Source organism: Rhodococcus sp. NPDC049939, assembly GCF_040656415.1.
In the GTDB taxonomy this organism is placed as follows: Bacteria; Actinomycetota; Actinomycetes; order Mycobacteriales; family Mycobacteriaceae; genus Rhodococcus_F.
This window is the reverse complement of record NZ_JBFAMC010000001.1, coordinates 1,438,566-1,459,114: the sequence shown is the minus strand read 5'-3', so window position 1 is coordinate 1,459,114 and position 20,549 is coordinate 1,438,566. Positions and strand designations below refer to the sequence as shown.

Genomic DNA, 20,549 nt, shown 5'->3' with positions numbered 1-20,549 from the left:
GCCACGCTAGCAGTTCGGACGGATGGACCGTCCCTCGGCTCACCCTCTCACGGTCTTGATGATGTCGCCGCATGCGGCATCGACGGCCACCTCTCGACTGGCCCCGGTAAAGCGGTCTCGCACTTCCACCGTGCCCTCGCCCCAGCCACGACCGACGACCACGATCAGCGGGATGCCGAGCAGTTCGGAATCCTTGAACTTCACTCCGGGAGAGGCTTTACGGTCGTCGAGCACGACCTCGAGACCTGCCTCGTCAAGTTCGGCGGCAAGCCTTTCCGCGCCTTCGCGGGCAGCATCGTCCTTGTTGGCGATGACGACGTGGACGTCTGCCGGTGACACCTCCGCAGGCCAGCGGAGCCCCTTGTCGTCGTGATGCTGTTCGGCGATCACGGCGACGAGTCGAGACACTCCGACGCCGTAGGACCCCATGGTGGGACGAACCGGCTTTCCGTTCTCACCGAGCACATCGACGCTGAACACGTCCGTGTACTTGCGGCCGAGTTGGAACACGTGGCCGATCTCGATTCCCCGCGCGGCAACGAGGGGGCCTGCACCGTCGGGGGACGGGTCGCCGTCGCGCACCTCGGCGGCCTCGATGGTGCCGTCCGGGATGAAGTCGCGGCCTGCGACGAGCCCGACGACGTGTTTACCCATCTCGTCGGCACCGGTGATCCAGCTGGTTCCATCGACGACGCGAGGGTCGACGAGATAGCGAACTCCGTTTTCCTGCAGCGCCCTCGGGCCGATATAGCCCTTGACGAGGAAGGGGTGAGCCTCGAAATCGGCATCGGTGAGCAGTTCGAACTCAGCGGGTTCGAGGGAGGCACCTAGGCGCTTGTCGTCAACTTCGCGATCACCGGGGATACCGATGGCAAGCAACTCCTGCTTGCCATCGGGCTGCCGAATCTTCAGGAGAACATTCTTGAGGGTGTCGGCGGCCGTGATTGTTCGCCCGAGGCCGGCACCGTTGGCCCAGTCGACGAGGGTGGCGATCGTGGGGGTTCCCGGTGTGTCGAGAACCTGCGCAGGGGCTTGTCCGTCGAACGGGATGGGTTCGGGAGCCGCAGTCTCGACCGCCTCGACATTCGCGGCGTAACCGGACTCGAGGCAGCGGACGTAGGTGTCCTCACCGATCTCGCTCTCGGCGAGGAACTCCTCGGAAGCGCTGCCGCCCATTGCCCCGGATGTGGCCGCCACGATCACATAGTTGACGCCGAGTCGCGTGAAGATCTTCTCGTAGGCGTCGCGGTGTGCCCGGTACGACGCGGTCAGCCCCTCGTCGGTGAGGTCGAAAGAGTACGAGTCCTTCATCACGAACTCGCGTCCCCGGAGGATGCCGGCGCGTGGACGCTCCTCGTCGCGGTATTTCGTCTGCACCTGGTAGAGCGTGACCGGGAAGTCCTTGTACGAGTTGTACTCGCCCTTGACGGTGAGCGCGAACAGCTCCTCGTGGGTAGGGCCGAGCAGATAGTCCCCACCCTTGCGGTCCTTCAGCCGGAACAGTCCGTCACCGTACTCGGTCCACCGGTTGGATGCCTCGTACGGTTCCCGCGGAATCAGCGCGGGCAGAGAAATCTCTTGTGCGCCGATCGCATTCATTTCTTCGCGCACTACCCGCTCAACCTCGCGCAGCACGCGTAGCCCCAGGGGCAACCACGAGTACACACCGGGTGCGATACGGCGCACGTAACCGGCACGGACCAGCAGCTTGTGGCTGGGAACCTCGGCATCGGCGGGGTCGTCGCGCAAAGTGCGGAGGAACAGTTGGGACAGGCGGGTAATCACGGGAAGCAAGAATAGTCGCCGTGGAGTAGCTCGACTGCGTCGGCACTGCGCAGGTACCGGAGTAGGCAGGTACCGGAGTAGGTGGTCGGCGGTAGGGTTTCGTGCGTGCTGGTGTTACTCCCCCCGTCCGAAACCAAGTCCGACGGCGGCGCCGACATGCCCCTCGACCTGGGCGAATTGTCCATGCCGACGCTCACCGAGACTCGAGAAGCGCTGGTCAACGCACTGGTCGCGCTGGCTGCAGACGAGGAGGCCTCGCGGATCGCACTCGGTCTCGGTCCCACCCAGGCAGACGAGATCGAGCGGAACGCCAAACTGTGGCACTCCCCCACAAGGCCGGCGCTCGATCGCTATACCGGCGTCCTGTTCGACGCCTTGGACGCGAAGTCGTTCACCGCAGCCCAGAAGTCCAAGGCGCTGGCGCGGCTGGCGATCGGCTCAGCGCTGTTCGGGGCGGTCCGCGCGGGCGACCCCATTCCGGCCTACCGACTGTCCGGCGGATCCAAGCTTCCGGGACTCGGGACTCTCCGGTCGCTTTGGAAACCCGAACTGAGCCAGGCGATCACTGCCGAAGCAGACGGCCTGATCGTCGATCTGCGATCGGGCGCATACCAGCAGCTCGGTCCGGTCCCCGATGCGGTGATAGCGACGGTGCTCACCGAGAAGCCGAACGGCACCCGCAGCATCGTCAGCCACCACAACAAGCATCACAAGGGCCTGCTGGCCCGCGCCCTCACCGTCTCACGGACGGAACCGACCGACGTCCGCGGCGTCGCACGCGTGGCGTCGAAAGCCGGACTGCGCGTCGAAGTCGCGTCGGAGAATGAGCTGATCATCCTCACTGCCTGACCCGGTCCGTGCGCGACCACCGCTCACACCTGCTGCGCGGACCTCTCTGCGGCCTGTGCCTGGGCGACCTGCTGCGGAGTGAAGCGTATGAACAACGCGGCCAGCCCGGCGATGAGGGCGCAACTAGCGCTACCCACGAGAGCGAAGGTGTATCCGTCACCGAGGGCGGCGAGTTGATCCGGGGTCATGTCGGCCACCTTCCCCGAGATACCGCCGAGCGCCAGTGTTCGCGAAGTGGCCATAGCACCTACGACCGCAAGGGCGAGGGGCCCGCCGAGAGTCTGCGCGACCTGGGCGATGGCGGCGAGTGGGCCGATTTCCGTCTCCGACACGCCCGCGATCGCGCACAGCGGGAGGGGAACAACAGCAAGTCCGACACCGAAGCCGATTCCGATGACGGGTGGAAATAGGTTTGCAAGATAGGTTGCGGACTCGTCGAGGGTAGAACCGTAGAGCAGTCCGACAACCATGATCATGGCACCCGTGATCACCAGCCACCGGGGTTGGATCCGCACGGCGAGCCTGGATGCCACCGCCGCCGCGGCTCCGAGGCCGAACGCGAATGGAATGAATGCCAGGCCTGCCTGGAGTGGGCTGTACCCGAGGATGTCCTGGACGAACAGCGCTACGAACGCCGCGACGGTGAACACCACCGCGCCAGCGAAAAAGATGGCCACCAGAGTAGCGACCCGACTCTTTTCGGCAAACAACGAGAAGGGCAGCAGCGGGTTGTCAGCCGTGCGCTCGACATAGAGGAAGATGCCGAACAACACCAGGCCTGCAACCAGAGAACCGAGCACGAACGGACTGGTCCAGCCAAGTTCCGGGCCTTCGGTGAGCGCGAACACCACACCGGTCGCCGCGACCGTCGCCAAGATAGCACCCCGGACGTCGAGGACCAGGCGCTCACCTTCGGTCTCTTTGAGCGCGATGAACGCGCACACCACGATGACCACACCGATCGGAACGTTGATCAGGAAGATCAGACGCCAAGACACCTGGGTGAGGGCGCCGCCGATGACCAGGCCCGCGATCGATCCGATCCCCGTCATGGCAGCGAAGATCGCAATCGCTTGGTTACGCGCAGGCCCCGCGGCAAAAGTGGTCGCCACCAGAGCCAGGGCTGTCGGTGATGCAATCGCTGCCCCGACGCCCTGGAGGAACCGGGAGGCGACCAGCATCAACTCGCCCACTGCCAAACCGCACAGCAGCGACGCGGCAGTGAACAGCGCAACGCCGCCGATGAACATCTTCTTCCGGCCGAATGCGTCGCCCAATCGTCCGCCGAGCAGCATGAGACCGCCGAACGCCAGCGCGTACGACGTGAGTACCCAGTTGCGGCCGCTGTCACTGAGGCCGAGGTCTTCTTGAAGCGGCGCGAGCGCCAGGTTCGCGACGGTGCCGTCGAGAACCACCATCATCTGGAGTCCACTCAGCACGATGATGGCTAGACCCATCACGCGGGTAGCCGCAGTGGGAGTCACCGGGGCTCTCCGCGCAGGAACATCGGGCGCGGATTCGGTTTCAGGTACTCGGGAGTCAGACACGGGGGATCACGTTACCCAGCGTCGACGGAAAACCCGGCGACCGGTCCGATCACCACGATTGCGGGCGGACGAATGTGCTCCTCCTTGACTCGCGCTGCGACAGTCTGGAGATCGGCACGCAGAGTGCGCTGAGTTCGCAGAGTGCCCTCCTGGATAACTGCTACCGGAGTGTCGACGGCCCGTCCACCCTGCATCAGAACTGTCGCGAAGGCCTCGATGCGTTCGACCGCCATCAACAACACAATTGTGCCCTTCAGCCGGGCCAGTGCGGACCAGTCGACGAGAGAATCCGGGTGGCCGGGGGCGAGGTGGCCGCTGACGACGACGAACTCGTGCGAAACGCCTCGATGCGTCACCGGGATTCCGGCAGCGGACGGCACCGAGATCGCGCTGGTGATACCGGGAACGACGGTGACAGGCACACCCGCCGCGGTGCACGCCTCTATCTCCTCGTATCCCCGCCCGAAAACGTAGGGATCGCCGCCCTTGAGTCGAACCACGAACTTGCCTGCCTTCGCACCCTCGATGAGAGTGGCGTTGATCGCCTCCTGGGCCATCGCGCGACCGTATGGAATTTTTGCGGCGTCGATCACCTCCACGTCCGAACCCAGTTCGGCGAGCAGCTCTGGCGGTGCCAGACGGTCGGCCACGACCACGTCTGCGCGGGCTAGTAGGCGCCGGCCGCGCAGTGTGATCAGATCGGGATCGCCCGGGCCGCCGCCGACGAGTGCGACACCTGCGGCGGGCGGCTCAGCGGTATCGACGACGGCGCCCGATTGCAAACCTTCCACCAGCGCGGTCCGCACCGACGCCGATCGGCGGTGGTCGCCGCCCGCAAGGACGCCGATACTCATGCCGTCATAGCTTGCGCTTGCAGGCGTCACAGCCGTGCCATTGCGGGCACTGTCGGCGCGGACGCAGAAGATCCGGTTCCGCTCGGCCTCGGCGACGACCGCCGCATTGGTGGCAGGCTCGTCGGTGCAGGCAATCGCGTACCAGGCCCCGTCGAGATCGCCGTCACGGTACTCCCGCAGTTCGAGTGTGATCTGCCCGGCCGTCGCCATCCCTTCGACCGCAGGCGTCGTTGCCCGGCTGATCAGATGCACACGCGCGCCCGAGGCGATCAGGGATCCCAGCCTTCGCTGCGCAACCGTTCCGCCACCGACCACGACCACACGGCGATCGGCCAAATTCAGTCCGACCAGATAGTTGGTCTCGTCTCCGGCGGCAGGCACGCTCTCTCCCCGTTTCCCTGAGTAGCCTGCAGGATTCTGCAGGCGTCGTTTCGAACCTACGAGACTCTACGGGCTGCTGCGACAACGACGCCATTCTCGGACGACTTGGTCACGATCAGGGGTCCACCTCCCGCACCGAGCACAGCAGCCGCTTCGGCCACACTCGGCGATCCCGTCTCCGCTCTCACCAGGTCCGACGGATTCGGAACGGTGACCGCTGTGAGTTCCCCTACATCGAATCCCCGGACCGGGACGCCCCAAACCGACGCCGCCTCGAGTAGCGCGGGTTCACTCGCCTTGCGGTCGAGTGTGCCGACGCAACACAGCGCCGTGTCCGAGTCCAGGTTTGCGGAGATCAACGTGCGTCGGATCGCGGCGACGAGGTCCTCGCTACCGACTCCGGCTCGAAAACCGATGCCCACGCAGATGTCAGCCACGAGCAGAAAACTCTTGCGCTGCAGCCACGAATCGTGCAATCGCCACCGGGTGGCCTGCTGGATGGGTGTGCAAGTAGGACGCGTGCACGCCGGCGCCCACGAACCCCTCGCAGGCAGGCGGTCCGTCCCAAGGCCGCCAACCCCAGGCAGGTGTGAAGCCGACGGCCTCTGCGTCGGTCAGAGACGTGCGGTGAAACTCGTGACCGATCACCCGCTCACCCGCGGCGAATAGTGCCGAGTCCGTCACCGCGACCGCCTCGCGATAGCCCAACGTCAACTGCGAACCGAACAACGCGTCGACCCCGATCACCGAGGCCATCGTGCGATTGTCCAGGCTGCGCGCGAGGTAAAGCAGGCCCGCGCACTCCGCGTGGATCGGCATTCCTGCCGCCGCGCCCTGTCGTATCTGCGCCAAGAGTGCGGTGTTCTCGGCGAGGGTGACGGCGTACTCCTCGGGGAATCCACCCGGAAGTACCACACCGCAGGTGCCCACCGGCAGTTCGTCGTGCAACGGGTCGAACGTCACCACTTCGGCGCCTGCGGCGGCCAGGAGTTCGCGATGTTCGGCGTAGCCGAACGTGAAGGCCTGACCGCCCGCCATCGCCACAACAGGCCGGGCACCGGACGGAACCGTCCGGATCTCGGCCGCGGGGTCCCACGGTGGTCCGGCGGCAGTCGAGGACGCGAGAGCACAGATTGCCGGAAGGTCCAGATGGCGTGCGGCAAGTCGGGTCATCGAGTCGACGGCGTTCACCGCGGGCGCACCGTGTTCGGCAGCCGGGATCAGGCCCAGGTGACGGGACGGAACCTCGAGTTCGGGTGTGCGCGGCACCACACCGAGAACCGGTAGTCCGACGCGCTCGCATGCCTGCCTCAGCACCTGCTCGTGCCGTGGACTCCCTACCCGGTTGAGGATCACACCGCCGATGTGAACCGAGGAGTCGTAGGTCGAGAAGCCGTGCAGCACGGCGGCCAGGCTCTGGCTGTGCCCGCGGGCATCGACCACGAGCACGACAGGGGCACCGAGGAGCACAGCTACCTGAGCTGTCGAACCTTCGGCCGAGGGCTCGTACGAACTGGCGTCGATCCTGCCGTCGAACAGGCCCATCACGCCCTCGACCACTGCGATATCGCAGCCGGAACTGCCGTGACGAAACAACGGACCGATTCGCGATGTGCCCACCATCACCGGATCGAGGTTGCGGCCAGGTCGGCGGGCGGCGAGTCCGTGATAGCCGGGGTCAATGTAGTCGGGGCCAACCTTGAACGGCGCCACCGCGCGGCCCGACGCCCGCAGCGCCCCGATCAACCCCGTTGCAACAGTGGTCTTTCCACTTCCCGATGATGGCGCCGCAATAACTACCGCCGGAACCCCGTCGAGTGTGCTCACCACTCGATCCCTCGCTGGCCTTTTCGGCCTGCATCCATCGGGTGCTTGATCTTGGTCATCTCCGTCACCAGGTCAGCTGCTTCTATCAACGCCTGCGGGGCATCCCGGCCCGTGATGACCACGTGCTGGTTGCCGGGACGGCTCCGAAGAACGTCCACCACCTCGTCGACGTCCACCCACCCCCACTTCAGCGGATACGTGAACTCGTCGAGCACATAGAACTGGTGTTCCCCCGAAGCCAGCCGTCTGGCGATCTCACGCCATCCCTCGGCGGCTGCGGCGGCATGATCGGCCTCGCTGCCGTGTTTGCGCGTCCACGACCAGCCTTCACCCATCTTGTGCCACTGCACAGCGCCGCCGGCACCGGTCTCTTCGTGCAGTTGCCCCAGGGCACGGAAAGCGGCTTCCTCCCCCACCTTCCACTTGGCGCTCTTCACGAATTGGAATACCCCGACGTCCAAACCCTGGTTCCACGCGCGCAATGCCATACCGAACGCCGCAGTCGACTTTCCCTTCCCCGGTCCGGTGTGAACGGCGAACACTGGCGTGTTGCGACGCTGCCGTGTGGTGAGGCCGTCGTTGGGAACATTTTCGGGGACACCCTTAGGCATCTTTCGCCCTCTCCTGCCGATTCGCGTCCGCGTTACGCCGCGGCGCGGACGACACCCGCAACCTGTTGCGCGGACAGTTCTTCGAGGCGGACATACCCGCCTCGCAACAACCGTGCCAGCTCCGAGGCCAATCCGAGCCGGACCATGCCTGTCTCGCAGTCGACGACCACGGAAGCGACGACGGTTTCGGCAAGTAGCCCCGCAGCGACCTTGGCCCGGTGCAAGGCGTCCTTGCCGCCCGTTGCCCGCCCATCCGTCAAGGCGACGACCAGCGCCCGTCGCTGCGGGTCGCGCAGTCGTTCCCGCAACACAACCTCCCTGGCACGTAGAAAGCCTTCTGCCAGAGGAGTTTTTCCGCCCGTCTTCATCCCGCGCAGGCGGCGGACGGCGATATCGACGGACGAGGTGGGCGGCAGCACAAGTTCCGTCGAGCGTCCGCGCACGGTGATCACCGCAACTTTGTCCCGGCGCTGATAGGCGTCACGCAGAAGAGAGACGACAGCGCCTGTAACGGCCGAAAGCCGATCGCGCGCAGCCATCGAACCCGAGGCGTCCACTACGAACACCACGAGGTTGCTCTCCCGACCTTCACGGATCGCACCGCGCAGATCGGCCGAATCCAAGATTATCCGCCCGGTTGCCCGGCCCCGGGCAGCCTGTTGGCCGGCGGCAGCGAAGAGCGTGCCCACCAGATGGAGTCCGTGCCCCTGTTCCACGGTGGATCGCACTGCACGGCCACGCGAGGATCGCGAGCGGGAACGACGGCCCGGGGCTCCTTCACCAACTCCGGGTACCTGCAGAAGCTTGGTGGCGAACTGGGTACCGATCGGCCCCGCGGGGCGCTCCGGTGCGGTGGGCGGCGGTGTCCCGCCTCCCGGTCCGTCCGGGTCACCGGGGTCGTCCGGATCGGTATCGGCGCCTCGCGAACTCTCTGGCCCAGTTCTCGGGTCCTGCTCGGGCGGTTGCTCGGAGCCGGCCTCGGCGTCCTCGTCCGCCTGCCGGAGCGCATCGTCGAGTTGTTTCTCATCGAGCCCGGGTTCGTCGAAAGGGTCACGACGGCGTCGATGCGGCAGGGCGAGCTCTGCAGCGACCCTGACATCCTCCGCCGTCACCGCATCGGCACCGCGCCACGCGGCGTGAGCCGTTGCGGTCCGGGCGAGAACCAGATCACCGCGCATCCCGTCAACGTCGAACGACGCACAGACAGAAGCAATTCGACGTAACTCGATGTCGTCGAGTTCGACCGAGTCGAGTCGGTTGCGGGCTTCCAGAATATTGGCAGCCAGAGCAGCGTCCTCGTCCGCATAGCGCTCGGCGAACCGTGACGGATCACGTTCGAAGTCGAGGCGGCGCCGGACCACCTCCATACGAACGTCCAAGTCCCTCGATGCAGCGACGTCGACAGCCAATCCGAACCGGTCGAGCAATTGCGGCCGCAATTCGCCTTCTTCCGGATTCATGGTTCCGACCAAAACGAAACGGGCGTCATGAGAGTGCGAGATGCCATCACGCTCGATGTAGACGCGGCCCATCGCCGCTGCGTCGAGGAGCACGTCGACCAGGTGGTCGTGCAATAGGTTCACTTCGTCGACGTAGAGGACTCCTTGATGAGCCTGAGCCAGCAGGCCGGGTTGAAACGCACGCTCCCCATCGCGAAGTACCTTCTCGAGGTCGAGAGATCCGACGACACGGTCCTCTGTGGCACCGACCGGCAATTCGACCAGTCGCGCGGGACGTGTCCCGTCCTCGTCGCTCACCACCGGCAGCAACGCCGTGAGAGCGCGCACCACTGTCGACTTCGCCGTACCCTTCTCGCCACGAACGAGAACGCCGCCGATTCCGGGATGGATCGCGGAAAGGACCAGCGCAAGCCGCAACCGTTCCTGGCCGACGACCGCGCTGAACGGAAATCCCCCCGAGAAGTTCGACCGAGTCTGGTCCATTTCACGATCCGTGCGCACGATGCATCCCTTCACGTCCCGGTTTCCTCGCCGGAAGCTTGGCCGGTACGAACGCCGCGGCGATCTGGCTTGGAAACCCCGACATCTGCCAATACGCCGGCAGATCAGGGATCCTTCACAGTGGCGGGACCGCGCCTGATTCGAACAGGACTTCCCCGCGGACATTCATTCGCCGACCCTAGTCGGCGGTCACCCGCGTGGCTTCGACGGGTCTGCCTCGATCACCCTGCGGGAAGTATCGGCACACCGCCGCCGGGAGCACTGGCGAGCCCGCCGACGACGACATCGGCGGCACCGCCGCCGCTGCCATCGGCGGCACCGCCGCCGCGACGCATGAGGACGTGCGGGATCCCGTCCTCGACGAACTCTTCACCGTTCTGCACGAAGCCGTGCTGTGCGTACATGCCTGCGAGATAGGTCTGGGCATTGATCTGGCACGGCTCATCCCCCACCTCGGCCAGTGCCGCGCTCAGCAGGCGCGTGGCGTGTCCCTGCCCTCGGGCGTCAGCGGCGGTACAGAGCCGTCCGATGCGGAACCACGTGCGGCCTTCCTCGTGTTCCTCGAGCAGGCGCAGGCAACAGACGACCCGGCCATCCTCCTCGAGCCAGAAGTGCCGTGTCTCGACGAGTAGATCACGACCGTCGAGTTCGGTATAGGGGCACGCCTGCTCGACGACGAAAACCTCCACTCGAAGCTCGAGTAACTGGTAGAGCGTCTTTGTGTCGAGATCTAGCGCCCACGAACGCTTCAGCGCTGCCACTGCTGCCATGACTCGCAACTATCGCACAGCGCACATGAATGCGCGAGACCACACAACCCAGGATCGGGCGACCCCACGCCCGTCCCCGACACGAACGTCAGGACGCGATCGATTCGTCTTCGACATGGTCTGAGCCGAGCTGCAGCACCTTCGACGTCCAGTCCCACACCTGCGAGAACAGGCCGACGTTGTCGCTCAGCTTGACACCGAGCGAGGGCACCATCTCCTCGAGCTTCGGCTTCCACGACTCGTACTGCGTCGGGAAGCAGCGCTGCAGCACGTCGAGCATCGCCGGCACAGCGGTCGACGCACCTGGTGAGGCACCGAGCAGTCCGGCGAGGCTGCCGTCACCCGCGTTGACCACGGCTGTGCCGAATTCGAGAACGCCCCCCTTGCCCTTGGCGCGGCGAATCACCTGGACACGCTGCCCTGCGGTGATCAGTTCCCAGTCCTTGCCGAGAGCCTTCGGGACGAATTCACGGAGCGTCTCGATTCGACCTGCCTCGGACATTGCGAGTTCACCGACCAGGTACTTGACGAGGCCGAGTTCGGTGACGCCGACGCCGAGCATCGGCAGCAGATTGTTCGGCTTCACCGAACGGGGCAGATCGGTGAAACGACCTGACTTGAGGAACTTGGGCGACCAGCCCGCATACGGGCCGAACAAGAGTCCAGGCTTGTTGTCGATGATCCGGGTGTCGAGGTGCGGTACAGACATAGGTGGTGCACCCACCGCAGCCTTACCGTAGACCTTGGCTCGGTGCTCCTCGATGAGCTCCGAGTTCTTGCAGCGCAAGAAGGCACCGCTGACGGGAAATCCACCGAATCCCTTCGCCTCTGCGATCCCCGACTTCTGCAGCAGGTGCAGTGCACCGCCACCCGCACCGACGAATACGAACTTCGCCCTGACGACCTTCTTGGCGCGGGTACGCCGGTTGGTGACCTTCACCACCCAGCTACCGTCGGACTGCTTCGTGAGATCGGTGACCTCGTGCCCGAAGTGGATGACCCCTCCGGAGGCGCCAAGGTAGCTGAGAAGTTGCTTGGTGAGGGCTCCGAAGTCGACGTCGGTGCCATCGTTGCTCCAGTTGAGGGCAATCGGATCGCTGAAGTCCCGACCCTTCGTCATCAACGGCAGTCGGCGGGCGAACTCATCGGGATCATCGATGTATTCCATCCCTGCGAACAGTGGATGATCAGCAAGAGCGTCGTAGCGGGCTCTCAGGTACTTCGCGTTGGCCTCGCCGTGCACAAAGCTCACGTGCGGGACCGGATTGATGAAATCCTTGGGCTCGGTCAACACGCCATTCTCGACGCCGTGTGCCCAGAACTGGCGCGAAACTTGAAACTGCTCGTTCACGTTGACGGCCTTTGTCACGTCCACGCTGCCGTCGGAGTTCTGGGGAGTGTAGTTGAGTTCACACAATGCGGAGTGGCCAGTTCCGGCGTTGTTCCACGGGTCGCTGCTCTCGGCGGCCGCCGCGTCGAGCCGCTCGAATGTGGTAATCGACCAGTCGGGCTGTACCTGACGGAGGATCGCTCCCAGCGTCGCACTCATAATGCCTGCACCTACAAGCACTACATCCGTTTTCGTCTCTACCGCATTCTGATCTGACACTGGAATATCGACTTCCTTGTCCATAGCCGTACGCACATACGCCTGCCGCTGTTCGCCGATCAGGTTACCCGCGCGTAGATGCAGGATTTACCTCCCCCAATTGTGCGCCTCAACTCGCCGTTGGCGCGCAGATTAGATTGTGATCTGTGACTACATGGACACCTGATGTTCTCGGTGATGGATATGAACAACTGACCATTCCGCTCGGTCCCGATCCCGATGGCGAGGGCGCAGTGAAGGCGACATTGGTTCGCTATCAAGCGGCTCGAGAGACGAAGAGGACCGGCCGCGCCATCCTCTACGTCCACGGATTCACCGACTACTTCTTCCAGAAGCACATCGCTGAGCACTTCGAGAAGCAGGGCTACGCGTTTTTTGCACTCGACCTGCGCAAATGCGGCCGTTCACTCGAGCCGGGGCAGACAGCGCACTACGTTTCCGACCTCGCGTACTACGACGCCGAATTGAACGAGGCTCTGCGCGTGGTCCGGGAGCAGACCGGTGACGGGGAGGTTCTGCTGGTCGCGCATTCGACTGGCGGACTGGTTCTACCGCTGTGGCTTCACCGTCTGCAACGCAAAGCGGGTGGCACCGCAGGCCTAGGTATCAGCGGTGTGATTCTCAACAGCCCGTGGTTCGATCTGCAGGGGCCGTCGTACCTGCGGAGCGTGGGCACAATGGCTGTCGGTGCCGTGGGCAAGGTCAGGCAAAAGTCCGTCATTCCGAAGACCGGCCTCGACACCTACGGCGTGAGCCTTCATGTCGAGGGCAACGGAATCTGGAACTACAACCTGGATTGGAAGCCGCTCGGAGGCTTCCCCATCACGTTCGGGTGGCTACGTGCGGTGCGTCGCGGGCACGCAAAGCTGCACCGTGGACTCGACATCGGGGTTCCCGCCCTGATCCTGCGGTCGAAGACGTCATACTTCGCTCCGCGCTACGACCCCGCGGTTGATACGGCCGACGCGGTGCTCGACGTCCGGCAGATCGCACGGTGGGCGGGGTGCCTCGGCGACCGCACCACGATCGTGCCCATCCCCGGTGCCCGACACGATGTCTTCCTTTCCTCCGACGAACCTCGCGCGAAGGCATTCGCCGAGGTGGATCTATGGCTTGACTGGCTGCACGGTCACAGGGCTGCAGAGGCGAACCAGTGACGCATTTCGATCTGGCAATCATCGGTTCGGGTTCTGGGAACTCGCTGCCCGACGACCGGTTCGCGGATCAGAAGATCGCGATCCTGGAAGAGAGCACATTCGGCGGGACGTGCCTGAACGTGGGTTGCATCCCCACCAAGATGTTCGTGTACGCCGCCGAGGTCGCGCGCACGGTCACCCATGCCGGCAAGTACGGGTTGGATGCGAGGCTCGATGGTGTGCGCTGGCCCGACGTCGTTAATCGAGTCTTCGGCCGTATCGACCCGATCTCCGCAGGCGGTGAGCGGTATCGAGACGAAGACAGCCCCAACACGACGCTGTTCCGCGGGCACGCGACCTTCGTCGGCGACCGCACCATCGACACCGGAACCGGTCAAGTCGTGAGCGCCGACCAGGTGGTCATCGCGGCCGGATCGCGGCCGATAATCCCAGAAGTCGTGCGGGATTCGGATGTGCCGTACTACACGAACGACGACATCATGCGACTTCCCGAACTTCCTGAGCACCTTGTGATCATCGGCGCAGGTTTCATCGCCGCAGAGTTCGCTCACGTGTTCTCGGCGCTTGGCACACGGGTCTCGATCATCGCGCGCGGATCTCACCTGCTCCGGCACCTCGATCACGACGTGTACCGGCGGTTCACCGATCTCGCCGAGAAGAAATGGGACGTGCACCGAGGCCACGCCGTCTCGGCTGTACGCCGCGCCGGCGAAGGCGTCGAGGTCGAACTCGAGGACGGCACCGTCATCTCGGGTGACACACTCCTCGTCGCTACCGGACGCCGAGCCAACGGAGACACCCTCGGGGCGACCGCAGGCGGGATCGCCGTCGCCGAGGACGGGCGCGTGGTCGTCGACGAATTCCAACGCACCACTGCCCATGGAGTCTTCGCGCTCGGAGACGTTTCGTCGAAGTTCCAGCTCAAGCATGTCGCCAACCACGAGGCACGTGTGGTCCAGCACAATCTCCTGCAAGATGCGTGGGCGGACGGAACTCGACTACGCCGGTCCGACCACCGGTTCGTCCCAGCTGCCGTCTTCACCGACCCGCAGATCGCGCACGTCGGTCTCACCGAGCAGCAGGCCCGCGATGCCGGCTGGGACGTGACGGTGAAGGTGCAGGCGTACGGTGACGTCGCCTACGGGTGGGCGATGGAGGACGACGAGGGCCTCTGCAAGGTCATCGCCGAGCGCGGCACAGGGCGCTTGCTGGGCGCTCACGTGATCGGCACACAGGCACCTACGGTGATCCAGCCTCTGATCCAGGCGATGAGCTTCGGCCTCTCTGCTCAGCAAATGGCGCGGGGACAGTACTGGATCCACCCTGCACTCCCCGAAGTGGTCGAGAATGCTCTCCTCGGCCTCGACTTGCCGGTCGAGTGACAGTCGCCCGATCTGCCGCGTTGTTCCTGGTCGCGGCTTTGTTCGAGATCGGCGGCGCCTGGCTGGTCTGGCAGGGAATCCGCGAGCATCGAGGCTGGATCTGGATCGGCGCCGGTGTAGCGGCACTCGGGGCATACGGCTTCGTCGCCACCTTGCAGCCCGATGCCCATTTCGGACGGATCCTCGCCGCCTACGGCGGAGTCTTCGTCGCGGGGTCCCTCATCTGGGGAATGGTCGCCGACGGATTCCGCCCGGATCGGTGGGACGTTGCGGGCACCCTCGTCTGTCTGCTGGGTATGGCCATCATCATGTATGCCCCTCGCTGAGCACCATGCTCGGCGCGGTCCGGCTCTACCAGGGGCTGGTTCGCAACACGATCTCGGTAGCCAACTCGGCGGGAGCGGACGCCGGAATGTTGGCGACGCCGTCGAGTTGGACCACACGGAAGTCGGAGTAGACGAATCGCCTACTCGCATCAACCTCCGCCCGCCTGTCGGGCTTGCCTACCACCACGGTGGTGGGGAGTTCGACGGGCGGGCAGTCGGACTCGCGTGAGATGCCCTCCGAATCGGGCGCCCCGGGGTGACCCCGATCGGCCACCACCAGGCTGGCGAAACGTCCGAACTGGCGGGCGGCCAGTGACCACGCCAGCTCAGCGCCTTCTCTACTGCCGACGAGATTGACCCACCCCACCTTCAGCTCGTCGAGCAGGGCCATCACCGATTGCTCGTCGAGACCGGTGATGTCCTCGGGCACGATCGTGCGCAGATCCGAATTGTGGAGACGCTTGCAAACGTCGTCGTACACACCCGGTGAGTCACCAGCCCCGGGCAGGAGAAGAACAGCGTGCTTGCTGTCCTGCCGGTCCAAACGGACGGCACATCGGGTATCTCCCACGACCACGCTCGTCAGTTCCATGTCTAAAAGCTACGCGATCGGTTTTCGCCGCGCGTGTGGCCCTCCCGGCTCTGTTCACCGCGAAAGTTCCGAACGAGATCTGCTACCAGTGGTCGTGCGCGTTCCACCGCGGGCCGACGGAAAACCAGCAAGAATGATTCGAAGTGTGCTTCTCCGCCATTGAGTTCGTACATCATCGACTCACGAAAGGGTTCGCAGACTCGTGCTCATCATTGGAATTCTTCTGTTCGGGATACTTGTTGGAGCGGGCGCCCAATTGATACTGGGCACCACTGCCGCACGACTGGACTGGACCTTTGCCTTCATCGCCGGAATAAGCGGATCCCTGGTCGGCGGGCTGCTCGTCAGTACCGTCGCAGGTGACGGAATATCATTGCGGCCCAGCGGAATACTGGGATCGCTGATCGGAGCCGTGCTGGTTACCGCCGTCTGGAAATGGTATCGCCGGAACAAGGCCGCAACTGCAGATGGTTCGATCGAACGCTGAACGTCGCCTCTCACCCCCACCCGTCAACCGGCGACTGCATCGAACTCGAGCGGACTTTCCGGCAACGCTCCTAACGCACCAGTTCTGCCCGAATCGCTGGAATGTCTTTCGGCACACCCTTGTCGATCAGCGCCTCTAGCGCGTCGAGGTCGAGATTTTGCTCCACCAGATCCGCAAGCAGATCGAGTTGCGCACCACGGATTGCTGCCACATCGATATCCGGGGCAGAAACGAAGCCTGCCCTCCCCGCCTGATCGGCCACCTCATCGAGTAGCAGTCGGCGGAACCGGTCCGTCTCGAGAAGACCGTGCCAGTGAGTTCCGTACACGGAACCGCGAACACTTCCCTCCGAGGCGCCTGCGCTCGTGTACAGCAATGGTTCATCGCCGGAGTGACGCACCCGACCGTGATGGATTTCGTAGCCGGACACCGGAATGCCGTAGGCGTCACCACGGACCCGCGCGAGCACTTTGTCCGCCTCGAACTCGATTTCCAAATCGAGCAACCCGAGGCCTGGCACCGTGCCACGGCCTGATTCGACGTCGTCGACGATGGCGGACCCGAACATCTGATAGCCACCGCAGATGCCGAGCACCGGCCCTCCCCGTTTCGCATGTGCCACAATGGCATCCGCAATACCGCTGTGGCGCAACCATTCCAGATCGCTCACAGTCGACTTGCTTCCCGGAATGACGATCAGATCAGCGTCCTGCAGGCGCGCAGGATCGGTAACCCACCGTACGGACACACCGGGCTCGCACGCGAGCGCCTCGACGTCGGTCGAATTGGAGATACGGGGTAGTCGAACGGCCGCCACGCGCAGCCAATCGTCGCCGACCGGAGGCGCGGGACGTCCGACGACCGAGTCCCCGACGACACTCAACGAATCCTCCGCATCCAGCCACAAGCCATCGGCGAAGGGAATGACGCCAAGCGTCGGTCTGCCTGTCATCGCGGCCAGTTGCTCGAGTCCTGGTGTCAGCAAGGAGAGCTCGCCGCGAAACTTGTTGATCACGAACCCCGCAATGAGCGCCTGGTCCTCCGGCGACAGGACCGAGACGGTGCCGAACAGATGGGCCAGCACACCCCCGCGGTCGATGTCGCCGACGACGATCGCCGGAATCTCCGCCTCGCGCGCGAGACCGAGGTTGGCCAGATCGGTTGCGCGCAGATTGATCTCGGCTGGGGAACCCGCTCCCTCGCAAATTACGACGTCGAAGTCGGCGCGCAGCGAGCTCAGTTCCTCGGCTACGACCGTACGCAGATGTTCACGGTGTTCGATGTAGTCGCGCGCGCCGACGGACGTCACCGCTCGTCCACGAACCACAAGTTGGGAGGTGCGGTCGCTCCCCGGTTTCAGCAGGACCGGGTTGAACCGCACGCTCGGCTCGAGACCGCAGGCGGCCGCCTGGAACGCCTGAGCGCGCCCGATCTCGCCGCCGTCCAAAGTGACGACGGAGTTGTTCGACATGTTCTGGGCCTTGAAGGGCGCTACCCGCACCCCTCGCCGCGCCAGCATCCGGCACAGGCCCGCCACAAGCACGCTCTTGCCCGCATCCGACGTAGTGCCGGCTACGAGTAAGGCGCCGCTCCAATGACCCGAGCTCAAGGCAGGGTGAGGATCTCGTTGCCAGTGTCCGTGACGACGATGGTGTGCTCGAACTGAGCCGTCCACTTGCGGTCCTTGGTGACAACGGTCCAGTCGTCTTCCCAGATCTCCCAGTCGATATCGCCGAGGTTGATCATCGGTTCGATCGTGAACACCATGCCCGGTTCGATCACGGTGTCGACGTTGGGCTGGTCGTAGTGCAGGATCACCAGGCCGTTGTGGAAGGTCTCACCGATGCCGTGGCCAGTGAAATCCCGCACGACGCCGTAGCCGAAGCGGTTGGCATACGACTCGATGACGCGGCCGATCACGTTGAGCTCGCGGCCCGGCTTGACCGCCTTGATCGCGCGCATCGTGGCCTCACGGGTGCGCTCGACCAGCAGGCGGTTCTCCTCCGCGACGTCCCCGGCGAGGAAGGTGGCGTTGGTGTCGCCATGGACTCCGCCGACGTACGCGGTGACGTCGATGTTGACGATGTCCCCGTCTTGAATCACCGTCGAGTCGGGGATTCCGTGACAGATGACCTCGTTGAGCGACGTGCAGCACGACTTGGGGAAACCCTTGTAACCGAGCGTCGACGGATAGGCACCGTGATCGATCATGTACTCATGGGCGATGCGGTCCAGCTCGTCGGTGCTGACTCCGGGTGCTACCGCCTTACCGGCCTCCTGCAGAGCCCCCGCCGCGATCTTGCCCGCCACCCGCATGGCCTCGATGGTCTCGGGTGTCTGCACCCAGGGCTCGTTACCTTCGTTCGCCGTGGGCTTCCACGCATACTCGGGACGCTCGATACCCGCTGGGACGGCTAGGACGGGGGACACGGTTCCGGGGCTCAGTGCAGTGCGGACAGACATGGATACAAGGTTAGTCGCCCCGCGGCTCGGTTGTTTCCGCACCCGCCGAGCAACTCGGGCGATGCCCCTCGGTCGGTGCAGAACGCCTCCTCTGCCGGAGAAGATATCTCTGGACCTTGCCGCTGGGGGTTTTGGGCAGGTTCGGTACGAAATGTACGACGCGCGGATAGGCGTGTGCCGCGAACTTCTTCTTCACCAGCGTCTGCAGTTCGACCTCGAGTTCTTCCGTGCCCTCGATACCGTCGCGGAGCACCACAAACGCCTCGATTACCTCGCCGCGCAATTCGTCAGGTACGCCCACGACGGCCGCCTCGAGGACGTGCTCGTGCATGACCAGCACGCTCTCGACCTCGAAAGGGCCGATCCGGTAGGCGGCCGTGATGATGACGTCGTCGTCGCGCGCGGCGAAGTAGTAGTAGCCGTCCTCGTCGGTCTGCCCCGTATCACCGGTGAGATACCAGCGACCGTCCCCGGTGAACCGCTGTGCGGTCTTCTCAGGGGCGTCGACATATCCGGAGAACCACATCAACGGGCTGTTCGGGATGTCGATCGCGACCCGTCCGAACGTGCGCGGTGGGGCGATGGCGTCGGAATCGGCCTCGAGGACTGCGCACGCGAGTCCCGGGAGCGGCTTGCCCATCGATCCTGCCCGAACTTCTTCGCGCAGGCCGTCAGCCCAGGCGTTCGCGAAGACCATGCCCTGTTCGGTCTGCCCGTAGTGGTCGTGCACGAGCACACTCAAATTGGCCTTCGACCACGCAATCACATCCGGCGTCAGCGGCTCACCCCCGGACGAGGCGCAACGCAGCCGAACCCTCTCGGGGATCGGGGTCGGGTCGGCGCGAAGGCTCCGGTATACGGTCGGCGCTGCCGTGAAGTTCGTAACGCCGAAGCGTTCCATCACCTTCCACGTGAGAGGTACCGAGAACCCTGCATTCAGCAGGATGTTGCGGCCGATACCCGCAGCGAGAGGGCCGAGCAACGCGCAATACACGCCGTACGCCCAGCCCGGGTCCGCGGCGTTCCAGAACACATCGTCTTTTCGGACGTCGAGGCCGGATTCGTGGTAGACGTGGAACGAAGTGACTGCCCGTAGGGGCACTGACACACCCTTCGGGGTTCCAGTTGTGCCGCTCGTGAACAGCTGGACCAGGGGTCCGTCGCCTCCGACTGCCACGGCGGCACCCCTCGAGTCGTCGGCATCATACGACTCCACCAACGTGTCGAAGTCGAGCGCGGCGGTGCCTCCTCCTCCCGCGACCACCACCTTCCAAGACGCATCCGCGGGAATGTCCTCGCCCGGCGCCAACTTCTGGAGCTGATCCGCGTCCGAGATCACAACCTTCGTGCCGCTGGCACCGAGCCGGAACGCTATGGCGGGTGGCGCGAACGCGGTGAACAGCGGGACCTGGACGGCGCCGCGCCGCCAGATCCCGAGCAGCGCGATCACCAGTTGAGCCGACTTGCCCATCAGCACTGCCACGTGGTCGCCGGGCCCGACGCCGAGGTCCGCGAGCGCAGCCGCGAAGCGCGTAGACTGCTCACGCAGATACCCGTAGGTGAGGTCCGTCGACGACAAGTCCGCCTGCACGATGGTGAAAGCCACTTGGTCTGCCGGGTGTCGATCGCAAAGCAGTTCCGCCGCAGACGCCGACTGCGTGTCGTACTGGTCCAACAGCTCATTCACGCGTGCGGCGGAATCGGTTGTCATGCGGCACTCCTCGCGCCCCCGTTGGATAGGTCGGAAAGTTCGGCCGTCACCCGAACTCGCACTGATTATGATCCAGCTCACAAATCGCCATCAATACCCCCGGAAACAGGGTGACCGCCTTGGCCGCTCGCGCATTCGCTGCCGCGCCCCGAAATAGGGCGTTCATCTTCCGTCACGTGAGATCGACGTACCGCCACATGTTGCAGCCGACTGCACCAACAGTGAATCAGCTTGCGC

At 64.6% G+C, this 20,549-nt stretch carries 17 protein-coding genes, 1 pseudogene and 1 riboswitch; of the genes and pseudogenes, 5 read left to right on the top strand and 13 right to left on the bottom strand.

The features are described 5' to 3' along the window. Positions 1-39: 39 nt before the first annotated feature. The gene (locus AB0I57_RS06685; RefSeq protein WP_358331543.1) at positions 40-1,785 is read right to left on the bottom strand and encodes a proline--tRNA ligase; all 1,746 of its coding nucleotides are present in this window, start codon (positions 1,783-1,785) and stop codon (positions 40-42) included. A gap of 105 nt (positions 1,786-1,890) precedes the next feature. Here AB0I57_RS06685 and yaaA point away from each other — a divergent pair, with 105 nt between their 5' ends. Beyond that, positions 1,891-2,634 carry a peroxide stress protein YaaA gene (gene yaaA / locus AB0I57_RS06680; protein WP_358331540.1) on the top strand — a complete coding sequence of 248 codons (744 nt, stop codon included), beginning with the start codon at positions 1,891-1,893 and terminating at the stop codon, positions 2,632-2,634. Positions 2,635-2,657: 23 nt separating this feature from the next. Here yaaA and AB0I57_RS06675 read toward each other — a convergent pair whose 3' ends face one another. The 8 genes from AB0I57_RS06675 to mqo all read right to left on the bottom strand — a co-directional run bounded on the left by AB0I57_RS06675 (position 2,658) and on the right by mqo (position 12,218). Continuing rightward, positions 2,658-4,091: an MFS transporter gene (locus AB0I57_RS06675; protein ID WP_358333233.1), complete on the bottom strand. Its 1,434-nt coding sequence runs from the start codon at positions 4,089-4,091 to the stop codon at positions 2,658-2,660. A 101-nt stretch (positions 4,092-4,192) separates the two neighbouring features. Continuing rightward, a complete protein-coding gene (cobA, locus tag AB0I57_RS06670) occupies positions 4,193-5,416 on the bottom strand; it encodes a uroporphyrinogen-III C-methyltransferase (RefSeq protein ID WP_358331537.1) in 1,224 nt (407 codons plus the stop codon). Positions 5,417-5,472: 56 nt separating this feature from the next. Then, positions 5,473-5,853, bottom strand: a complete 381-nt coding sequence (locus AB0I57_RS06665; RefSeq protein WP_358331534.1) for a cobalamin biosynthesis protein — start codon at positions 5,851-5,853, stop codon at positions 5,473-5,475. Further along, on the bottom strand, positions 5,846-7,246 hold the full coding sequence (locus tag AB0I57_RS06660; protein WP_358331531.1) for a cobyrinate a,c-diamide synthase: 1,401 nt from the start codon (positions 7,244-7,246) through the stop codon (positions 5,846-5,848). The genes AB0I57_RS06665 and AB0I57_RS06660 overlap by 8 nt, the downstream gene beginning before the upstream one ends. Then, positions 7,240-7,854 (bottom strand): cob(I)yrinic acid a,c-diamide adenosyltransferase, encoded by a 615-nt coding sequence (gene cobO / locus AB0I57_RS06655; protein WP_358331528.1) that lies wholly within the window; start codon positions 7,852-7,854, stop codon positions 7,240-7,242. Before cobO ends, AB0I57_RS06660 begins: the two co-directional genes overlap by 7 nt. A gap of 32 nt (positions 7,855-7,886) precedes the next feature. Next, on the bottom strand, positions 7,887-9,797 hold the full coding sequence (locus tag AB0I57_RS06650; protein ID WP_358333232.1) for a magnesium chelatase subunit D family protein: 1,911 nt from the start codon (positions 9,795-9,797) through the stop codon (positions 7,887-7,889). A 58-nt stretch (positions 9,798-9,855) separates the two neighbouring features. Beyond that, a riboswitch (cobalamin riboswitch) is annotated at positions 9,856-10,011 on the bottom strand. Between the two features lie 25 nt (positions 10,012-10,036). Beyond that, positions 10,037-10,585 (bottom strand): GNAT family N-acetyltransferase, encoded by a 549-nt coding sequence (locus AB0I57_RS06645; protein WP_358331525.1) that lies wholly within the window; start codon positions 10,583-10,585, stop codon positions 10,037-10,039. 88 nt (positions 10,586-10,673) lie between these two features. Beyond that, a complete protein-coding gene (gene mqo, locus AB0I57_RS06640; protein ID WP_358331522.1) occupies positions 10,674-12,218 on the bottom strand; it encodes a malate dehydrogenase (quinone) in 1,545 nt (514 codons plus the stop codon). 122 nt (positions 12,219-12,340) lie between these two features. On the opposite strand from mqo, the gene AB0I57_RS06635 reads away from it, so the two are divergent. Genes AB0I57_RS06635 through AB0I57_RS06625 form a run of 3 tightly spaced genes read left to right on the top strand, consistent with a single transcriptional unit; the run spans position 12,341 to position 15,059 of the window. Continuing rightward, complete coding sequence (locus AB0I57_RS06635; protein ID WP_358331519.1) at positions 12,341-13,351, top strand: alpha/beta hydrolase; 1,011 nt, start codon at positions 12,341-12,343, stop codon at positions 13,349-13,351. After that, a complete protein-coding gene (mtr, locus tag AB0I57_RS06630; protein WP_358331516.1) occupies positions 13,348-14,733 on the top strand; it encodes a mycothione reductase in 1,386 nt (461 codons plus the stop codon). Before AB0I57_RS06635 ends, mtr begins: the two co-directional genes overlap by 4 nt. Continuing rightward, positions 14,730-15,059, top strand: coding sequence for a YnfA family protein (locus tag AB0I57_RS06625; RefSeq protein WP_358331513.1), 330 nt, complete (start codon positions 14,730-14,732; stop codon positions 15,057-15,059). The genes mtr and AB0I57_RS06625 overlap by 4 nt, the downstream gene beginning before the upstream one ends. Positions 15,060-15,084: 25 nt before the next feature. Here AB0I57_RS06625 and AB0I57_RS06620 read toward each other — a convergent pair whose 3' ends face one another. Continuing rightward, complete coding sequence (locus tag AB0I57_RS06620; RefSeq protein WP_358331510.1) at positions 15,085-15,651, bottom strand: alpha/beta hydrolase; 567 nt, start codon at positions 15,649-15,651, stop codon at positions 15,085-15,087. A gap of 202 nt (positions 15,652-15,853) precedes the next feature. Here AB0I57_RS06620 and AB0I57_RS06615 point away from each other — a divergent pair, with 202 nt between their 5' ends. Next, entirely contained in the window at positions 15,854-16,138 is a 285-nt protein-coding gene (locus AB0I57_RS06615; RefSeq protein WP_358331507.1) for a hypothetical protein, read from the top strand. Between the two features lie 70 nt (positions 16,139-16,208). Here AB0I57_RS06615 and AB0I57_RS06610 read toward each other — a convergent pair whose 3' ends face one another. The 3 genes and pseudogenes from AB0I57_RS06610 to AB0I57_RS06600 form a co-directional block, all read right to left on the bottom strand. Continuing rightward, a complete protein-coding gene (locus tag AB0I57_RS06610) occupies positions 16,209-17,747 on the bottom strand; it encodes a cobyric acid synthase (RefSeq protein WP_358331504.1) in 1,539 nt (512 codons plus the stop codon). Next, the gene (gene map, locus AB0I57_RS06605; RefSeq protein ID WP_358331501.1) at positions 17,744-18,601 is read right to left on the bottom strand and encodes a type I methionyl aminopeptidase; all 858 of its coding nucleotides are present in this window, start codon (positions 18,599-18,601) and stop codon (positions 17,744-17,746) included. Before map ends, AB0I57_RS06610 begins: the two co-directional genes overlap by 4 nt. Before the next feature lie 88 nt (positions 18,602-18,689). Continuing rightward, a pseudogene (locus AB0I57_RS06600) lies at positions 18,690-20,312 on the bottom strand (AMP-binding protein); the annotation flags it as partial. Positions 20,313-20,549: the final 237 nt, after the last annotated feature.

Bases quoted from the DNA above. Each gene is read 5' to 3' on its own strand.
- AB0I57_RS06675 (WP_358333233.1), bottom strand. From the start codon at position 4,091: ATGGGTCTAGCCATCATCGTGCTGAGTGGACTCCAGATGATGGTGGTT.
- cobO (WP_358331528.1), bottom strand. From the start codon at position 7,854: ATGCCTAAGGGTGTCCCCGAAAATGTTCCCAACGACGGCCTCACCACA.
- AB0I57_RS06650 (WP_358333232.1), bottom strand. From the start codon at position 9,797: ATGGACCAGACTCGGTCGAACTTCTCGGGGGGATTTCCGTTCAGCGCG.
- AB0I57_RS06645 (WP_358331525.1), bottom strand. From the start codon at position 10,585: ATGGCAGCAGTGGCAGCGCTGAAGCGTTCGTGGGCGCTAGATCTCGAC.
- mqo (WP_358331522.1), bottom strand. From the start codon at position 12,218: ATGGACAAGGAAGTCGATATTCCAGTGTCAGATCAGAATGCGGTAGAG.
- AB0I57_RS06620 (WP_358331510.1), bottom strand. From the start codon at position 15,651: ATGGAACTGACGAGCGTGGTCGTGGGAGATACCCGATGTGCCGTCCGT.
- map (WP_358331501.1), bottom strand. From the start codon at position 18,601: ATGTCTGTCCGCACTGCACTGAGCCCCGGAACCGTGTCCCCCGTCCTA.